Genomic DNA, 16,455 nt, shown 5'->3' with positions numbered 1-16,455 from the left:
GTCAGTGGCGGCTGGCAGCATCGGCGGTATGACGGAGATCGATGACTGGCGGTCCTTACTGGTGCGCTGGAGCCAGGAGTGGGCCGACGCGCAGGATCCGGACGTGCCCGCGGACGAGCGGCGCCCGGGGGACGAGGAGGCGCTGCGTACGCGCTGGCTGGGGTTCCCGCCCGCGTCCGAGGAACGGATCCTGGCCTTGGAGGAGCGGCTCGGGCACCGGCTGCCGCCCTCGTACCGGACCTTTCTGGCGGTGAGCGACGGCTGGCGGCACGCGGGGGGCTTCGTCTGGTTGCTCGGGGGGACCGACGGGGTCCGGTGGCACCAGGACGCGTCGGGACTCGCCGAGTTCTACGAGACGGACCCCGAGAACGACCCCACGCCCGAGGAGACGCTCCTGGCCGGGATGTGGCATCGGGCGCTGCAACTGGACGTGGAGTCGGACGCCGTCTACGTCCTGCTGGACCCGGGCGACGTGGACGGCGACGGCGAGTGGGCCGTGTACTGCTACGCGTCGTGGCGCGCGAGTCCGCCGGAACGGTACGGGTCGTTCCGGGCGTTCATGGACGCCATGTACCGGGAGTGGCACAGTCTGCGGGCCCACCGGGCGGCCGGCGAGGGACCGGAGTTCGCCAACGCGACGACGCGGGCGCTCGACTCGTCCGTCGAGACGGCCCGGCTGGAGGCGCTGGGCGGACGGTACGAGCAGGCCGAGGCCTTGCTGGCGGAGGCCATCGCGTTCGGCAGGCCACGCGCGGCGGGGCTGCGCGACCAGATCCGCCGACTGCTCGGGCAGACCCACATGGTGTCCTTCGGCCTGCTCCCCGACGATCCCCGCTACGCGTGGGAGTTGCTGCCCGTGCTGGCTGCCGAGCACCTTCGCTTCCACCGGGGCACACCGTGGCAGCCCCACTTCCGGGGAGGCGCGTCGGTCTCGCTCCAGGAGACGGCGGCCGAGGTGGAGCGGCAGCTGCGGGAAGACGCCTTCCGGTACAGCGCCGAGGGCGCCTTCGGGCGGGCCGTGGAACAGGCACGGGAACAGGCGCGCTGGGGCGACACGGACGCGGCGTGGCACACGCTGCGCGCGGCCCTGCCGGAGTGGCGGCCGCTGGGCCCCGACCACCTGGCCCCGGTCGGCCTCGTCGCCGACCCGCTGCTCGGCCCCCTGATCGGCCCGGAACGGGGACGGGAACTGCTCGCCACACCCCGGGCGGGGCACCGCGGGGAGGCTCCGGCGCCGGTGGCCGATCTGGATCCGCCGGGTCTGGCATGGCTGTCGGAGCGGGATCCGAACGGCTTCCTGGAGTCGTACCGCTTCGTTCTCGTGGAGGGGGCGGAACCGGCCGAGCTGCCCGGCCTCATCGGCGCCGACGACGCCGCGCTGAGCGAACCGATGACGATGTGGCAGTCCCGTACGGGCTTCCGTGGCGACCCGGACGCGACATGGGAGGACAGGGCGCTGACCGCCGTCGGACGGGCGGGGCCGGGCTGGAGCTTCGCCCTGGAACCACGGCCGGGCGGCGGCTTCCACGAGGAACGGTTCGTCTCCCCGGGCGTCGCCGCCTCCGCGAACACCCGCGCCGTCACGGTCTGGAGCGAGCCGCCTCTCGGCCGCCGTCCCGGTCTCTTCCACCTGTCCGTCGCGCAGGACGGGGCGGAGCTGTACGCGTTCACGGTGCGGGGCACCCCGGTCGCCCGGCGAGGAGACGTGCCCGAAGCGCTGGACCCGGACCGGTTCTTCGAGGACGACGACGCGGACGCCTGGCGGCCGGCCGAGGGGCGGGCCCTTGAGGCGATCGCCACCGAGTTCGGCGTCCGTCTCCCGCGGCTCGCCCTGACGCGCGGACGTCTGCACACCCTCCGGACGCGCCCGTGGAACCGGCCACCGCGGCCCGGCGAGCGATACGCGACGCTGCGCTGGGTGCGCACCCGGCCGTGACGCGGTCCGGGACCGGCTCCCGACCGTGTCGTCAGTGGTCTCTGCCATGATCGGCTTCCATGAGCGACATCAGTCTGGAGCAGGTACGGGCCGCCGTGTCGGCGCTGCGCGCACGGGGCATGGAACCGCTGGACGGTTTCCCGGACGCCGAACTGGACCGGTGGCCGGTCGAGTTGCCCCAGGCCGTGCGTACCGTGCTGCGGGAGGTGGGCGGGGTGCGGGACGGCCGCTTCCGGTACGACTTCGGGCCTCGCACTCCCGGGCCGCGGGACTTCGCCCAGGGCCACTGGACCCTGGGCGATCTTCCCGGTGACGACGGCACGCTGGTGGTGGGGGTGGGCGCGTCGGACTGGGGGCCGGTGATCCGCGTCCAGCCGTGGGACGACACGGAGATCGTGGTGGAGGCCCCGTCGTTCACTGCCTGGCTGCTGGGCCTCGCAGGCGAGCCGGCCCGCCCGCGGGTGTCCGTCCCGGCCGTCCCGTCGATCGAGGCGGCCGAGGGCGAGGACGCGGAACTCGCCTCGCTCGTCGCCGGCGGCGGCCAGTTGACCGATGTCGTCGACCTGCGCGCACTGCCCGGATATCCGTGCCGGGTGGAGTGGGAGCCGTACTACTCCTTCGAGTACGACACGGCCGACACGAGCGGCAGCGAGCTGACGTACGAACTGGTCGGCGACGGGCGCGCGTTGCTGCTGCACAGCTTCGTCAGCGGTGACTTCCTGGGCCGGCCGGTGCGCCGGCCCACGGTCCCGGCGGACGCCGCGCGGCTGGCCGTCGGGGAGCTGAGCGCTCTCGCCGCCGCCCACCCGGACCTGGTCGCCCTCGACGAGGGGCACACCGACGCCGCACTGGACACCTGGCCGGTACCCGTCCCGGACGGCATCCGTACCGTGCTGCGTGAGATCGGCGGCATACGGATGCAGGGGCTGCCCCCGCTGCGGCTCGCACCCGGCGTGCCCGAGCACGCCGTCGCCCCGGAAGCGCACCGCATGATGGGCGGTGACGGCACCTACTGGCCGGTCGCCCGTCTCGGCCACGGACCGCACGACGACGCGCTGATGCAGGTCCGTGTCGACCCCCGCACCGGTGAATGGGGTTACGTGGTCTCGATCCCCGCGGACCCCGGCGTCCTCCGCAGGGAACCCGGCCTCGCCCTGGTCGCCGAGTCCCTGCCGCATCTGCTGCTGACCGTGGCGCGCATCGGCCGTGCGGCGGCTGCCGCCGCCGACTTCGCCTCCCATGTGCGGGGCGCCACGGCGGGCTTCCTCACCCACACCGGCGAGCCGTGGACTCGTCCGGTGCCGATCGAGGAGTGGGCCGGTTCGCCCGATCCGCTGCGCGCCGCCCTCGCCGCGCTCCCGCCGGGCACCCACGCCGCGGACCTGCGCGACTCCCCCATCCCCACCGACCTCTGCTTCGACCGTGCCGAGGACTGGCCCTACGGCGCGGACACCTTGGATCACCTCCGCTTCGAGGCGGCGGGACGGCTCGTGGCGGCCGTTCGGAGGAGACGCTGACGACCCCCGGGCCGCTCGGCGCATCGCCGCCGGGCGCCCGGGTCACGCGGGTGTTCTGACGCCGAGCACCGCGAGCATGGCCATGGTCGCCGGGCTGGGGTTGAAACGGCTCCACGCCAGATACTCGACGCGGCGCGGACCGTCGACCACCGGCACCAGTGCCAGTTCCGGGTCGTCGGCGGCCAGCGGGCCGATGAACGCCGACGGCATCAACGCGATACCGAGCCCACGGGCGATCAGCCGCGTCATCAGCTCCACCACACCGGCCTCGTACGCGACGTCGCGGACCAGGCCGGCCGCGGCGAACGCCTCGTCGGACTGGGCACGGGCGGGCGTCCCGGCCACGAAGTCCACGAAGGGCTCCCCCGCGATCTCCTCCAGGGTGACCCGGGAGGCTCCCGCGAGCCGGTGCCCGGCCGGCACCACCAGCACGTGCCGGTCGTGGTCGAGGTCGACGGACTCGACCCCGGACGGGCGTCGGCCCTCCGGCAGGCCGAGGAAGGCGATGTCCAGATCGCCGTCACGGATCGCCGTCACCAGGTCGTCGCTGCGCCCGGACCGCAGGACGACCTGGACCTCGGGATGCCGGGCGCGGTAGCGCTGAAGCAGCTCCGGTACGTCGACGGCGGCCGTGGTCACGATCACACCGACGGCGAGCCGGCCGCGCACCACACCGGTCGCCGCGGCGGCTTGGGCGACCGCGCGGTCCGCGGCGGCCAGGCACTCCCGGGCCCCGGCGACGAACGCGACTCCGGCGCTGGTCGGTTCGACCCGGCGGCTGGAGCGGGCGAAGAGCTGGACGCCGAGTTCGCGTTCCAGCCCGGCGATCCGGTGACTGAGCGAGGACTGCACGACCGAGCAGCGCTCGGCGGCACGGGTGAAGTTGCGGGTCTCGGCGAGGGCGACGACGTAGCGCATCTGCTGCAGGTCCACGCATTCATCGTCCTCATTCATGCCTGGCATGACAAGCATGCTTTGGATTCATGAGCCGAGGAGTCGAGACTTCCCGCATGCAGACCTTGACCGAGCGGTCCCGCGGCCTGCCGCGGGCCGTGTCCGCGCAGCGGGTGGCGACCGTCGCACTGACCGCGCTCGCACCGGCCGCGTGGGGCACCACCTACGCCGTGACCACCGAACTCCTCCCAGCCGGGCATCCGTTGTTCGCCGGGCTGATGCGCGCCCTGCCCGCCGGGCTGATCGGGCTGGCGCTCACGCGGGTGCTCCCGCGCGGGGACTGGTGGTGGAAGGCCGCCGTCCTCGGGGTGCTCAACATCGGCGCGCTGTTCCCGTTGCTGTTCGTCGCGGCCGAACGACTCCCCGGCGGGGTCGCCGCCACCCTCAGCGCCACGCAGCCGCTCCTGGTCGCGGCCCTCGCCATCGCGGTGCTCCGCGACCGGCCGACGGCCTGGCGGTGGATCTGGGGTGTGCTCGGCGTGCTCGGCGTCGGACTCGTCGTGCTCGGGCCGCAGGCGCAGCTGGACGCGGCCGGGGTGCTCGCGGGTCTCGTCGGTACGGCCACCATGGCCGGCGGCGTCGTCCTCACCAAGCGCTGGGGCCGTCCCGACGGGGTGGGTCCGCTCACCCTGGCGGGCTGGCAACTGACGGCGGGCGGACTGCTGTTGCTCCCCCTCACCCTCGTCCTGGAAGGGGTGCCGCAGCGGATCGACTGGGCCGCCGCCGGCGGTTACCTCTGGCTCGGCAGCATGGGCGGGCTGATCGCGTACACGCTGTGGTTCCGCGGGATCGGCCGGCTGCCGGTCGGCGCGTCCGCGCCGCTGGTGCTGCTGTCGCCGCTGGTCGCCACCGTCGTCGGCATCGGGCTGGGCGAGTCGCTGAGCCTGCCGCAGAGCATCGGCTTCGTCCTCGCCCTGGCCGCGTTGCTCGCCGCGCAGTTCGACCCGCCGAAGCGGGCGGGCGCGGGGCGGACGGCGGGCCCGCGGGGTCCGCGGCCGAGAACCACCACTCACCACTCTCAAGAGGAGCTGAACCGATGACGACCCGCAGGACGATCGCCGTACTCGGCGCCACCGGCATGGTGGGCAGCCGGGTGATCGACGAGGCCGCTGCGCGCGGACACGGCGTGCTCGCCCTGTCCCGCAAGCCCGTGGACGGGAGGCCGGGCCTCACTCCGGTCGCCGTCGACGCGAACGACCCCACCGCCCTGCGCGAGACGCTGACCGGCGCCGCGACGCACGGCGTCGTCCCGGACGCCGTGGTGGTGACGCTCCGGACCTTCCCGGTCGACCAGGAGTTCCTGGTCGGCGCGACCCGTACCGTGCTGGACGTGGCCGCCCGCGAGGGGATACGCGTCCTCGTGGTCGGTGGCGCCGGCGCGCTGCGCAGTCCCGGTGACCAAGACCTGATCCTGGCGGACGACCCCGCCTATGTGCCCGCCGAGTACCGGGCGGTGGCCGTCGCCGGGATCGCGCAGTTGCGGGCCTGCGAGGACCGTCCGGGCGCGGACTGGGTCTACCTGAGCCCTCCGGCCCTGCTCGAACCCGGTGAGCGCACGGGCCGCTACCGGCGCGGCACCGACACCCTGCTCACCACCGCCGACGACCGGTCGTGGATCAGCGCCGAGGACCTGGCCGTCGCCGTGCTCGACGAACTCGAGAACCCCGGGACCGATCGACACATCACGGTCGTCCACCAGGACCGTCAGGCGGTGCCCGGCGCGGGGAGCGCCTAGCCGGCCAGCGCCTCGGTGATCTGACGGGTCGTCTGCGCGGCGACCCGGGGCTCGGTGGCGGCGTAGGAGACATGGGCGTTCAGGCCCGTGGCCAGGGCCCAGCCGCGGCCTCGGGTCCAGGTGGCGTCGTCCACGCCGAGCGCGGCGCGGAAGGCGGCGCGGGGGCCGGCGGACATCAGCGTGAAGGCGATGGTCAGGTCACGGGACGGGTCGCCGACGCCGAGTCTCTCGAAGTCGATGACGGCGCTGAGACGGCCGTCGCTGGTCAACAGGTTGCCGGTGTGGAAGTCTCCGTGGAACCAGACCGGGGGCCGGTCCCATGCGGGGGCGTCGAGCGCGGCTTCCCACAGGTCGGTCATGGCCGACGCGTCGAACTCGCCGTCGAGCCGGGCGATGGCGGCCCGTGTCGCCCGGTCCCGGGCCGCGAGGGTGTCGGCCGTGTCCTCGGCCGGGGCGTTGTCGGGCGTGAAGCGCTGAAGGGCGGTCAGAAATCGGGCGAGTTCGACGGCGGTGTCGTACGAGTCGGCGAGTGCCGCCACCGTCGCCACCTCGCCGTCCAGCCAGCGGGCCACCATCCAGGGCCACGGATAGCCGAGGCCGGGCTTCCCCACGGCCACCGGGACCGGTACGGGCAGCGGCACGTGCGGGGCGAGCCGGGGCAGCCACTCGGCCTCCTTCTCGGCCTGCCCGACGGCCCCGGCGTGGCGGGGCAGCCGTACGGACAGCTCCTCGCCCAGGCGGTGGATCACATGGTCCGATCCGGCCTGTTCGAGCCTGCGCAGGGGGAGCCCGGACCACTGCGGGAACTGCGTGTCGACCAGGCGCCTCACCAGCGCGGTGTCGATCGCGGGGCGGTCGGGGTCCTGGGGCGTCGCGGTCGCCAAGAGCGGCTCCTGGGTTCGGCCCGCTGCGGACGGCGGGCTGCCGGACCCCATCACAGTGCGTCAGCCGGTCGCCTGTCGACGGGTTTTCCCCCGACCGGGCACGCTCCCACGACCGGGCACGTCGGCGTCACGTCACGGGGTGGCCCGCGCTGTTCGTCTGGTCCGCCTGGCTGGAGAACTTGTTCAGGAAGACGTCGTACCGGCCGTCGGGGCGGCGGGTGAGCGTGGCGCCGTCCTGCCAGATGCCGTTCTCGTCCCACCACTGGGATCCGGCCGGATCGCCCTGGTTCTGGTGGATGTTGTGCATGCCGAGGTCGCCCTCGGGGTCGTCGGTGAACGGCTCCCCGAAGACGAGCACACGCCGCCCGGGCACCAGGATCGGCTCCAGCGCGACGGTGGCGTCGGCGTAGGAGCCCGCGTGCCAGGGCCGGGCGCCGAAGAGGTCGAGCACGTCCTGCAGCCAGGACGGCGGGCGCCGCTGGAACAGCACGCCGGACCGGTCGACCAGTGCCGGATGGCGCAGATAGTCCAGCGCTCCGGAGACCGAGCCGGGCGCGAGATCGTGGTAGCCCTGGGCGAGGGCGGCGACGGGTCCCAGCTCACTGGCCTTCAGTGTGAAGACCTTCCACTGAACACCCACGTTGGACTTGTGACTGTCGACGTCCACGGCGCAGTGGTAGCGACCACCGGGGGCGTCCACCTCCACGTTCACATGGAACCAGCGGCCCTGGTTGTCGGGCTGGTCGCGGTAGTGACGGTGGAGGGTCCCGGACAGCACGCCGTACTTTTCGAAGGGCATGCCGCCAGTGAACCAGAACAAAACAGGCGAACCGGGTATCCGCACCGTCAGGACTCGTGGCGGAGCAGGACGTTGTCGATGCGGGTGGACAGGGCCTCGTACGCGAGGACGGCCTGGCTGACGGCCGCCGGGTCCACGGCGGTGGTGTGGGCGAGCGCCGAGAGCAGGGCTCTGACGTAGCCGGTGTGCACGCGGGGACCCTTCCAGTCGTCCCAGTCACCGGTGGGACCGTACACCGGGCGCAGGCTCGCCAGGTCCGCCTCCCCCAGTTCGACGTCCGGCGGCGCCTCGCCGCCGCCCTCGCCCCATCCCGTGTCCGGGCCGGCGCCGCCCAGGTAGGGCACACGGTCACGCAGGGCGAATTCGAGGCGGCGGGCGATGGGAGCGGATTCCTCGTCCTCGGGGTACCAGGCTTCCGGGTCGCTCATGAGGGCGAAGACGCTGCGGGCGTGGGTGGGCAGCATGTCCGGCGGTTCCTCCCCGCCGCCCTCACAGTCCTGCCAGCCGTCTTCCCTTCCGCCGCGGGCGGGCTCTGGCACGTCGAAGTCGTATGCGCCGGCCCAGTCCTCGCTGTCTTCGTCGCCCTTGTCGTTCTCCAGTTGTTCGGCGGCCGTGGGCTCGGCGTCCTCGGCCGCCGCCGGTTCGGTGGTGTCGGACACGATGTGCCCCGCGGCGTCCCGGACGGTGACGCGGCGGTTGCCGTTGCCGTCCGGTCGTCGGTTCACCGTGGTGATCGCGACTGTTCCGTCCGGGCGGTTCTCGACGGTGACGACCACGGTGCTGCCGCTGGCGTCGACTCCCCACCCCTCGTCGACCAGGCGCCCGCCGGCGGCGGAGCCGGCCGTCGGCCGGAATCGCCCCGCGGCACCGCCGGACCCGCCGTGCACGACCGACTCCTGACGGCCCTGGAAGACGGACCGGCCGGCACCGTCGGCGAGGAGGCGGGTGACGCTGACGTCCCGGATCCGGCGTCCGCCGGGCTGGAGCAATTCGTCGATGTGGCGGATGGTACGGCTGCCGTCGCCGAAGGTCTGTACGACGGAACCGGTGCGTCGGGTTCCGTCGGCGGCCGTGACCGTTTCGCGGATTCGCTCGACCACGCTGCCCTCGGGCATGTCCGCCCACGCGGTGCGACGCCGGAACCGGCGCTCCCCGTCGGAGGCCACGGTGGAGACCCGCTCGCTGACGCTGATGCCGCCGTGCGGGTACACGGTCTCGGACCGGGAGGCGATCCGGGTGCCCGTACGTCCTGACTTGCGGGCGCAGGTGCTGGCGGTCTCCCGCAGCCGCTGCCCGTCCGCGTCGTCCCAACGGCGGGTCACCGAGGCCGTGCCCTCCTCCAGACGGCCGTCGCCCGTGATCCGTGAGCCGTCCGCGCGGACGTCCACGATGCTCCAGCGGCAGCTCTCCAAGCCGTCCATGAACATCTCCCGGGTGCGCCGCCCGCCCGTCGCGGCGTACGCCGTCTCCGCCGCCTCGACGCCCTCGTCGACGGCCCGGGCCACCCGCAGCCTCAGCAGGTCGCGGCGCCGGTCGACCGCCCGCCCCAGGCGCACGGTCGCCTCGTACCAGCCGCCTTCCGGTGGCAGCGACAGCACCGACAGGACGCCGGACGCCCCGAACGCGACCCTGATCAGACGGCCGTCGTCGCCCGGCGCCCCGCCGAGCACGAAGCTGCCGTCGGAGCCGAGCCGGATACGGGCCCAGGGAGGGGATGACGGCATGGGGACCTCCAGGGGGTACGGGTGGGGGAGGCGACCGAGCGTAATCAAGCGAGGGGGCCCGTCCGGCCGTTGCACCCAGGGGCACGAGCACATACGCCCGGATGTGCTGCGGGTTCGGCCGATCGGCACAACCCGACCGGAACCGAGATGCCGGGGCAACCCTCGGGGCCGTACGAAGGTCAACTGTGCATGTCCCAGATACTCCACGGCCGCCGGGTCTCCGCCAAGTACGACTCCGACGCGGTCCGTATCGAACACCCCGACCGGCGCGTCGGCATACCCCTCGCCGTCGTGCGGGAAGTCAGGACGCCCGAGCCTCGGGTCGTCGAGATCGTGCTCACCGACGGTGCGGTGCATCGCGTCGAGGGCGGCAACCCGACCGCCACCGCCGCGTTCGCCGCCGCGCTGACCGGTGTCCTTCCCGCGCTGCGGGATCCGGCGGGCAGCGCGCTGGTCACGACGGACGAGTCACGGGAGCCGCGGCTGTGGTGGGTGCTGACGCCCCTCGTCCTGCTGGTGCTCGCCTACCTCGGATACGCCGGGTGGGTCGCCGCGACGCACGGGGCGCGGATCCTCGGTGTGGTCGTCGGGCTGGTTCCCCTCGCCATCGGCCTGCTGGGCTTCCTCGGCGGCATCGAGGAGGCCACCCGGCGGGCCGCGCTGGCGCGGCGGGGCATCTCCGTGCACGGGTACGCGACCGGGCGGCGGAAGAAGACTGTCTACTACAGCTACACCGACGCCGAGGGCGGTGTGCACACCTACAGTTGCCGGCGGAACGTCCAGCGCACCGAGATCGTCTACGACCCCCGGCAGCCGTCCCGTGCCGCGCACGCGCAGTGGCTGCCGTTCCTGCTGATGAAGCTGTTCCTCATGATCTTCGGTGGTGCGGTCTGGCTGTTCATCGGCGTGGTGATGGTGTTCGGGGTGCTGTGGTGAGGCGACGGGGCGAGGTGGTGCTCGTCTTCCAGCTGCCACGGCTGCACTCCGGGGGTAACCGCGCGGAGCGGGCCGGATGGTGGCGCACCGTGGGAGCCCGGCTGCTCGCGGGCGCCGCGGTGCTGTCGGGGTGGGCCGCGGCGGTACTCCTGGTGTGGCGGCCCGGCCCGGCGGCGCACCCCTACGTGCTCGCGGCGGGCGGGGCCGGGCTCGGGTTTGGACTGCTGTGGGCGGTGGCCCTGTGGCGCAACGCCCGCTGGGCGCTGCGCGGCATGGTCGTCGACGCCGGTGCCGAGGCGCCCGCGGTGTCCGGGCTGGACCCGGTCGGCGATGTGCCGGACTGGATCTGGGACACGCTGCGCATCGCGAACGTCATGCTGATGGGGATCCCCGTCAGCGGGCTGGTGCTGCTGGGGCTGGGCGCCTCGCCGGCGCACGAGGAACTGCGGTGGGGAGCCCTCGTGGCCGCCCTGTTCCTGACCGCCCTCATGGGCGGCATCGTCGGCGGTCTGTCCGTCGGTCTGGGCGCCGGCGGCGACGACTGCTGGACCCCGGGCGGGGCCGCGCGCTGGCTGGTCGTCTACGGCGTGCCCTATCTGCTCGCGGTGCCCGCGCTGGCCGGGGTGGAGGAGACCTGGAGCACCGTGCTCGTCGGTCTTGCCGCGCTGTGGCTGCTGATCGCGCCTGTGAACAAGGTCGCCAAGGAGATTCCGGGAACGGCGGCCGACTGACCGGCCCGGAAGCCGATGGACTCGGGGTGCGCTCCGACAGGCCCTGACGCGCGTCCACGTGGGCACGCGCTACCGGCCGCCGGGCCGTGCCGGTGTCAAGGGCCGGCCCGGCGGGCGGTCAGGCACGGCAGCGCAGCATCTCCAGCGGCGGGCTCGTGTAGAGGTCCGCCCAGAAGTCCTCGCCGAACTCACGGATGCCGGCTTGCGACACCTGCAGCGGAACCCACTCGACGTCACTGAAGCCGGCCGCCCGCAGACACCGCTCGTAGACGTCGCGGCGCGGGGCCGTGGAGACGATGCTGATCGGCTGTGCTTCGAGCAGGGCCGTGACCCGCACCCGCGGACCCGTCTCGATCTCCTCGCCGGTCGGCTCGCAGCGGAACCCGTACTTGTCCAGGGAGGCGCAGTCGAACTTGTAGTCGGGATTCTGTGAGAGCACGAAGAACTCTCCGCCCGGCACCAGGTTCCGGTGGATGTTGCGGCTCATCCGCTCCATCTCCGCGATGTCCTCGGCGTAGTTGAGGCACTGCACTCCCAACGCGACGTCGAAACGCCGGTCCAGCGACCCCAGCTCGCCGACATCACCGACCTCGTAGCGCACCCCCAGCGGGTCACGCTGCTCGAACTCCTGCGCGGCGGCGATCATCTCGACGGAGATGTCGACGCCGAAGACATCCGTGGCACCGCGCCGCTTGAACTCCCTGCTGTAGAAACCGGTGCCGCACGCCACGTCGAGAACCGACTTGCCGCGCACGTCCCCGACCATCGCCAGAAAGCTCGGCACTTCCCCGTAACGCATCAACGGGAGGGACTTGAACCCCTCGAAGGCCTCGCCGATCTCGTCGTACTGCTGCACTCTCACCGTGCCGCCCCCTCTTCGCATCAGAGCCTGAACATCGCCACGCCCGCCTTCGGCAACTCGGAGGCCGAAGGCGGGACTTGGCCGTGGCTGAGAGTCTGCTCCGCGGCGTTCCGGCAGCCGTACTGGCAGATGGCACGAAGAAGTCGGCAGGCGACCCTCGTATCACCCAACACCGCCTCGGGAGACGTTCGGGCGTCGCGCCAGGCTCGTGTCGGGTGATCTCGCCGCGCGTTCCTCGTGGCCGCCGGGGGTCAGCGGTTGATCATGTCCCTGGTCTGGGCGTAGACCGTCGCGTCGGCGAGCAGGTCCGTGTGGCCGAGGCAGGCGGTCTTGGTGTTCGCCGCCCCGGACAGGGAGACGGAACTGTCCGGGTTGATCACCAGATCGCAAGGCGACCACCAGGTCGCGTAGCGGGATGAGCCCGGCGTCTCGTCTCCGGAGTTGAGTGCGGCGAGGTAGTCGGAGCCGATACGCATCTCGGTGCAGGAGGTGTCGAAGCAGCTGTCGGCGCTGTCCGTGCCGTGATTGGGGCCGCCCAGCGACACCCAGGCGTCGACCTTGGAGGTCCCTCCGAGGTTCTTCAGGAAATAGCGCGAGGAGAGCCCGCCCATGGAGTGGCTGACGATGTCGACTCGGGCGGCGCCGGTGGCCGCGAGCAGGCGGTCGACCTCGGCCGACAACTGCTGGGCCGTCGTGGCGTTCGACTGGCGCCAGTCGTACGACCACTGGTCCAGGTGGGAGGACGGCCAGCCGTCGGTTCTGAATCGGTCGGCCATGACGTTCCAGTTGCCGGCGTCACCGGTGTAACCGTGCACGAACAGGATGGGGTCGGCGGCGGAGTCGAAGGTGGAGCTGCTCGACGCCTGGGCGGGACCTGGGGCCTGCACCGCGAGAAGGGCGCCGGCCGCGGCGGCGGCAGCGGTCATGAGGGTTTTCTTCACGATGGACTCTCAAAGTGGGGTTCGGGGAAGCGCTCGACGGCGCCGTCTGGCTGAAAGACCGTGTCGGGCGTCGCCCGGGTCACGGGAACACGGACTCGGCCTGTGGGCGTGCGGGAGCGTGCCGAGGGCGGGTGCGCCGCGGCGGCACGGGGGCAAAGCGCTGGTGTTCTGAGGGTGCCGAGAGCGTACTGACCAGTAGGTACGGATGGTCAAGAGGTGTGCGTCGGGTTTCTTCGCCTGTTCGCCGCCGAGGTCTTCCGCGCGTCTCCTCAGGCCTGCCGCGGTTCCCACTCACCCCCGCGGGGTCCCGTCTCCATCCGGTCACTCCTCTACCGCTCGGTAGACACGGAACTCCGTGAATGGAACGCTCCTTACAGAGCTCGGACGGCTCAGACGCCGTGCACGCCGTTCACCTCCCGCCGGCTCTCCTGCCCGGCCTGCCTCGCCGCTCCGACGCGGCGACACGCCCTCGCATCAGCCGAGTCCTCCTTCCTCGCCGAGAGGAGTTCATCCGATGAACCTGCGAACCGGCCCGGTGGTACTCACCATCGGCCTCGCCACGGCCATGGCACTCGCCGCGCCCACGACCGGCGCCGCCGCCCCCGCGGCCGCCGGACCCACGGAGTTCACCGTGGACACCACGTCCGACGCCGTCGACGCCGACCCGTCGGACGGTCTGTGCCGCACCGCGTCGGGCACGTGCAGCCTGCGCGCCGCGGTCATGGCCGCCAACGCCCGCCAGGGCAGCACCATCACCCTGCCTCCCGGCCGCTACCGGCTGTCCATCCCGCCCGACCCCCGCCTGATCATCGGAGACAACCCCGACCCGACCACGGGTGACCTGAACGTCGCCGTGCCCACCACGATCCGCGGCTCCGGCGCACGGACCACCGTCATCGACGCCGACCACCTGGACCGCGCCTTCCGCATGCAGGCGGACACCCGACTGTCCGATCTGACGATCACCGGGGGCACGGCCAAGCAGCGCGAACTGCCCATCACAGACACCGGTGGCGGCGGCATCGCCAACGGGCACCACATGACGCTGCGACGCGTGGCCGTGACCGGGAACGCCGCGGGCTACGGCGGCGGCATCTTCAACACCCCCGGCTCACACCTGGATCTCATCGACAGCACCGTCAGCGGGAACGTCGCGGGAGAGGCCGGAGGCATCAGGTTCGACGACGGCGGAACCGTCATCAACTCGACCGTCGCCGACAACCGGGTGACGAACCCGGGCGACCGCCCCGGCAGCCTGGCCGGTTACGGCGGCGGCATCGACATCCGCGGCCGGGAAACCGTGTCGATCCTCAACTCGACGATCTCCGGGAACAGTTCCAGTGACGGCGGGGGCGGCATCAACATAGCCCCCGCCTACCTCGACAGCCTGCCCTCCCCGATCCCCGACGTCATCGATCTGCCCCTGGGGCGGCTGACGCTGCGCAACTCCGTCATCGCCGGCAACACCGTCGACGGCAGGGCCGCCGACTGCGAGAGGGCCTTCGCCACCATCGCGTCGGAGGGCCACAACATCGACGGTGACGGAAGCTGCCGGCTCACCGCCGCCGGGGACCTGCCCAGCCGTACGCCGCTGGTCGGCCCGCTCGCCGACAACGGCGGCCCCACGGACACCGCCGCGCTGCTGCCGGGAAGCCCCGCCCTGGACGCGGCGGCCGACTGCCCGGCCACCGATCAGCGCGGTGTCGCCCGCCCGCAGGGTCCCGCCTGCGACATCGGCGCCTACGAGCACACGTCATGACCGCGCCGCCAGCACCGGCATCAGGAGTGGCGACGAGATCGCCGAGCCCGCGCAGCACCCCGGCCCGCGCCGTGATCGCGGTCGTGGCCCTGCTGCTGTCCTGCCTCGCCGTCGCCCCGAGCACGGCCGCTGCCGCTCACGACTCCCTGGTCCTGCGCACCGACCGCGGCTGGGTGCGCGGCGCGGCGCACGGAGACGGCATCCGGGTCTTCCAGGGCATCCCCTTCGCCGCCCCGCCGACAGGTGAGCTGCGCTGGCGTCCGCCACGGCCCGCCGAGCGCTGGCCGGGCGTACGGGACGCCACCGCGCCGGCCCACCCCTGCCCCCAGCTGCCGCTGACCCTGCTCCCCGACGGCGGCCCCGTCCTGCCCGGCGCGTCCAACCGCACCGGCAGCACGACGGAGGACTGCCTGTACCTGAATGTGTGGACACCCGCCCGCACCGGCGGCCGCCCCCTCCCCGTGCTGGTGTGGCTGCACGGCGGCGGCAACACCTACGGCGCCGGCAGCGACTACGACGGCTCGGCGCTGGCCGCGCGCGGCGTGGTCGTGGTGACCGTCAACTACCGCCTGGGAGCGTTGGGCTTCCTCGCCCACCCCGCCCTGTCGTCGGAGAGCGAGGACCACGCCTCCGGTGACTACGGCCTGATGGATCAGCAGGCCGCGCTGCGCTGGGTCCGGCGCAACATCGGCGCCTTCGGCGGCGATCACGGCCGGGTCACCCTCGGCGGTCAGTCCGCCGGATCCGTGGACACCTGCGCCCATATCGCCTCCCCGACCGCCGGAGGCCTGTTCCAGCGGGCGATCCAGCAGAGCGGGAGCTGCGCGTCGGACGGTGGCCTCACCCCGCTCACGCTGGGCGCGGCCGAGCGGCGAGGAACCGACTTCGCGGCCTCGGCCGGCTGCCCGGACCCGGCGACCGCGGCGGCCTGTCTGCGTGCCCTGCCCACCACCGAGCTGCTGCGCGGCACCGGGACCGGGACGGCCTCCTTGTGGGGCCCGAACACCGGGCCGCGTGTCCTCCCGCGCGCTCCGGACAGGGCGTGGGCCGAGGGACGAGTGAACGCCGTCCCGACGCTGAACGGCAGCACCCACGACGAGTACCGGTACTTCACCGCGCTGTACGTGGACCTGCTCGGCGGCGGCCCCCTGACTCCCGCCTCGTACTCCGCCCTGGTCGGGCTCCAGCACGGGGGCCGCGCGGCAGCGGTCCTGCGCACGTATCCGGCCTCGGCGTATCCCTCCCCCAACCTGGCCTACTCCGCCGTCAACACCGACCAGCGGTTCGCCTGCCCGGCACGGGCCGACAGCCTGCTGTACGGCACCCGGGCGCCCGTCTACGCCTACGAGTTCCACGACCCCGAGGCGCCACCGTTCATCCCGGCGCCGCACACGCCGCAGGGTGCGTTCCACGCTTCCGAACTGGCGTATCTCTTTCCCATGGACTCGATGCGCCTGACGCCCGCCCAGCGGCGGCTGTCCGCGACGATGACCTCCTACTGGGCACGGTTCGCGGCCACCGGCGATCCCAACGGCTCCCATGGCCCCGCCTGGCCCCGCCACACGGCCGGAGGGGACCGCGTCCAGGTGCTGGCGCCGGACCGGGTCGCGTCCACCACCGGCTTCGCGGCCGACCACCACTGCGCGTTCTGGTCCCCCTCCCCCACCTGACACCCGG

14 protein-coding genes are annotated in these 16,455 nt (G+C 73.0%); 8 read left to right on the top strand and 6 right to left on the bottom strand.

From position 1 onward, the window contains the following. The first annotated feature begins 28 nt into the window (after positions 1-28). Both ACSU6L_RS34775 and ACSU6L_RS34770 read left to right on the top strand, forming a co-directional pair. Complete coding sequence (locus ACSU6L_RS34775; protein ID WP_437063390.1) at positions 29-1,936, top strand: SMI1/KNR4 family protein; 1,908 nt, start codon at positions 29-31, stop codon at positions 1,934-1,936. A 59-nt stretch (positions 1,937-1,995) separates the two neighbouring features. Next, positions 1,996-3,453 (top strand): hypothetical protein, encoded by a 1,458-nt coding sequence (locus tag ACSU6L_RS34770; protein WP_437063388.1) that lies wholly within the window; start codon positions 1,996-1,998, stop codon positions 3,451-3,453. Between the two features lie 42 nt (positions 3,454-3,495). Here the strand turns inward: ACSU6L_RS34770 and ACSU6L_RS34765 are convergent, their stop codons facing one another. Next, positions 3,496-4,386 (bottom strand): LysR family transcriptional regulator, encoded by an 891-nt coding sequence (locus ACSU6L_RS34765; protein WP_437065151.1) that lies wholly within the window; start codon positions 4,384-4,386, stop codon positions 3,496-3,498. Between the two features lie 77 nt (positions 4,387-4,463). Here ACSU6L_RS34765 and ACSU6L_RS34760 point away from each other — a divergent pair, with 77 nt between their 5' ends. Then, positions 4,464-5,447: an EamA family transporter gene (locus tag ACSU6L_RS34760; protein ID WP_437063386.1), complete on the top strand. Its 984-nt coding sequence runs from the start codon at positions 4,464-4,466 to the stop codon at positions 5,445-5,447. Continuing rightward, positions 5,444-6,142, top strand: coding sequence for an NAD(P)-dependent oxidoreductase (locus ACSU6L_RS34755; RefSeq protein ID WP_437063384.1), 699 nt, complete (start codon positions 5,444-5,446; stop codon positions 6,140-6,142). The genes ACSU6L_RS34760 and ACSU6L_RS34755 overlap by 4 nt, the downstream gene beginning before the upstream one ends. Here the strand turns inward: ACSU6L_RS34755 and ACSU6L_RS34750 are convergent. The 3 genes from ACSU6L_RS34750 to ACSU6L_RS34740 form a co-directional block, all read right to left on the bottom strand. Further along, positions 6,139-7,026, bottom strand: a complete 888-nt coding sequence (locus ACSU6L_RS34750; RefSeq protein WP_437063382.1) for an aminoglycoside phosphotransferase family protein — start codon at positions 7,024-7,026, stop codon at positions 6,139-6,141. The two genes, ACSU6L_RS34755 and ACSU6L_RS34750, sit on opposite strands and share 4 nt — an antisense overlap. A gap of 127 nt (positions 7,027-7,153) precedes the next feature. Further along, entirely contained in the window at positions 7,154-7,825 is a 672-nt protein-coding gene (locus tag ACSU6L_RS34745; RefSeq protein ID WP_437063380.1) for a DUF2278 family protein, read from the bottom strand. A gap of 47 nt (positions 7,826-7,872) precedes the next feature. Beyond that, on the bottom strand, positions 7,873-9,549 hold the full coding sequence (locus ACSU6L_RS34740; RefSeq protein ID WP_437063378.1) for a hypothetical protein: 1,677 nt from the start codon (positions 9,547-9,549) through the stop codon (positions 7,873-7,875). 189 nt (positions 9,550-9,738) lie between these two features. Here ACSU6L_RS34740 and ACSU6L_RS34735 point away from each other — a divergent pair, with 189 nt between their 5' ends. Further along, positions 9,739-10,485 carry a hypothetical protein gene (locus ACSU6L_RS34735; protein WP_437063376.1) on the top strand — a complete coding sequence of 249 codons (747 nt, stop codon included), beginning with the start codon at positions 9,739-9,741 and terminating at the stop codon, positions 10,483-10,485. Continuing rightward, positions 10,482-11,216 (top strand): hypothetical protein, encoded by a 735-nt coding sequence (locus ACSU6L_RS34730; RefSeq protein ID WP_437063374.1) that lies wholly within the window; start codon positions 10,482-10,484, stop codon positions 11,214-11,216. Before ACSU6L_RS34735 ends, ACSU6L_RS34730 begins: the two co-directional genes overlap by 4 nt. 118 nt (positions 11,217-11,334) lie before the next feature. Here the strand turns inward: ACSU6L_RS34730 and ACSU6L_RS34725 are convergent, their stop codons facing one another. Together ACSU6L_RS34725 and ACSU6L_RS34720 are read right to left on the bottom strand one after the other, a co-directional pair. Further along, a complete protein-coding gene (locus tag ACSU6L_RS34725; protein WP_437063372.1) occupies positions 11,335-12,078 on the bottom strand; it encodes a class I SAM-dependent methyltransferase in 744 nt (247 codons plus the stop codon). Positions 12,079-12,329: 251 nt separating this feature from the next. After that, on the bottom strand, positions 12,330-13,019 hold the full coding sequence (locus tag ACSU6L_RS34720; protein ID WP_437063370.1) for an esterase/lipase family protein: 690 nt from the start codon (positions 13,017-13,019) through the stop codon (positions 12,330-12,332). Between the two features lie 514 nt (positions 13,020-13,533). On the opposite strand from ACSU6L_RS34720, the gene ACSU6L_RS34715 reads away from it, so the two are divergent. Together ACSU6L_RS34715 and ACSU6L_RS34710 are read left to right on the top strand one after the other, a co-directional pair. Then, positions 13,534-14,778: a choice-of-anchor Q domain-containing protein gene (locus tag ACSU6L_RS34715; protein WP_437063368.1), complete on the top strand. Its 1,245-nt coding sequence runs from the start codon at positions 13,534-13,536 to the stop codon at positions 14,776-14,778. 26 nt (positions 14,779-14,804) lie between these two features. Further along, positions 14,805-16,448, top strand: coding sequence for a carboxylesterase/lipase family protein (locus ACSU6L_RS34710; protein WP_437063366.1), 1,644 nt, complete (start codon positions 14,805-14,807; stop codon positions 16,446-16,448). Positions 16,449-16,455: the final 7 nt, after the last annotated feature.

It is taken from the genome of Streptomyces sp. enrichment culture (genome assembly GCF_964272855.1).
Taxonomy (GTDB): Bacteria; Actinomycetota; Actinomycetes; order Streptomycetales; family Streptomycetaceae; genus Streptomyces.
The sequence above is the reverse complement of the archived record's forward strand: the minus strand, read 5'-3'. Positions and strand labels throughout refer to the sequence as shown.

Bases quoted from the DNA above. Each gene is read 5' to 3' on its own strand.
- ACSU6L_RS34775 (WP_437063390.1), top strand. From the start codon at position 29: ATGACGGAGATCGATGACTGGCGGTCCTTACTGGTGCGCTGGAGCCAG.
- ACSU6L_RS34770 (WP_437063388.1), top strand. From the start codon at position 1,996: ATGAGCGACATCAGTCTGGAGCAGGTACGGGCCGCCGTGTCGGCGCTG.
- ACSU6L_RS34760 (WP_437063386.1), top strand. From the start codon at position 4,464: ATGCAGACCTTGACCGAGCGGTCCCGCGGCCTGCCGCGGGCCGTGTCC.
- ACSU6L_RS34755 (WP_437063384.1), top strand. From the start codon at position 5,444: ATGACGACCCGCAGGACGATCGCCGTACTCGGCGCCACCGGCATGGTG.
- ACSU6L_RS34745 (WP_437063380.1), bottom strand. From the start codon at position 7,825: ATGCCCTTCGAAAAGTACGGCGTGCTGTCCGGGACCCTCCACCGTCAC.
- ACSU6L_RS34740 (WP_437063378.1), bottom strand. From the start codon at position 9,549: ATGCCGTCATCCCCTCCCTGGGCCCGTATCCGGCTCGGCTCCGACGGC.
- ACSU6L_RS34735 (WP_437063376.1), top strand. From the start codon at position 9,739: ATGTCCCAGATACTCCACGGCCGCCGGGTCTCCGCCAAGTACGACTCC.
- ACSU6L_RS34715 (WP_437063368.1), top strand. From the start codon at position 13,534: ATGAACCTGCGAACCGGCCCGGTGGTACTCACCATCGGCCTCGCCACG.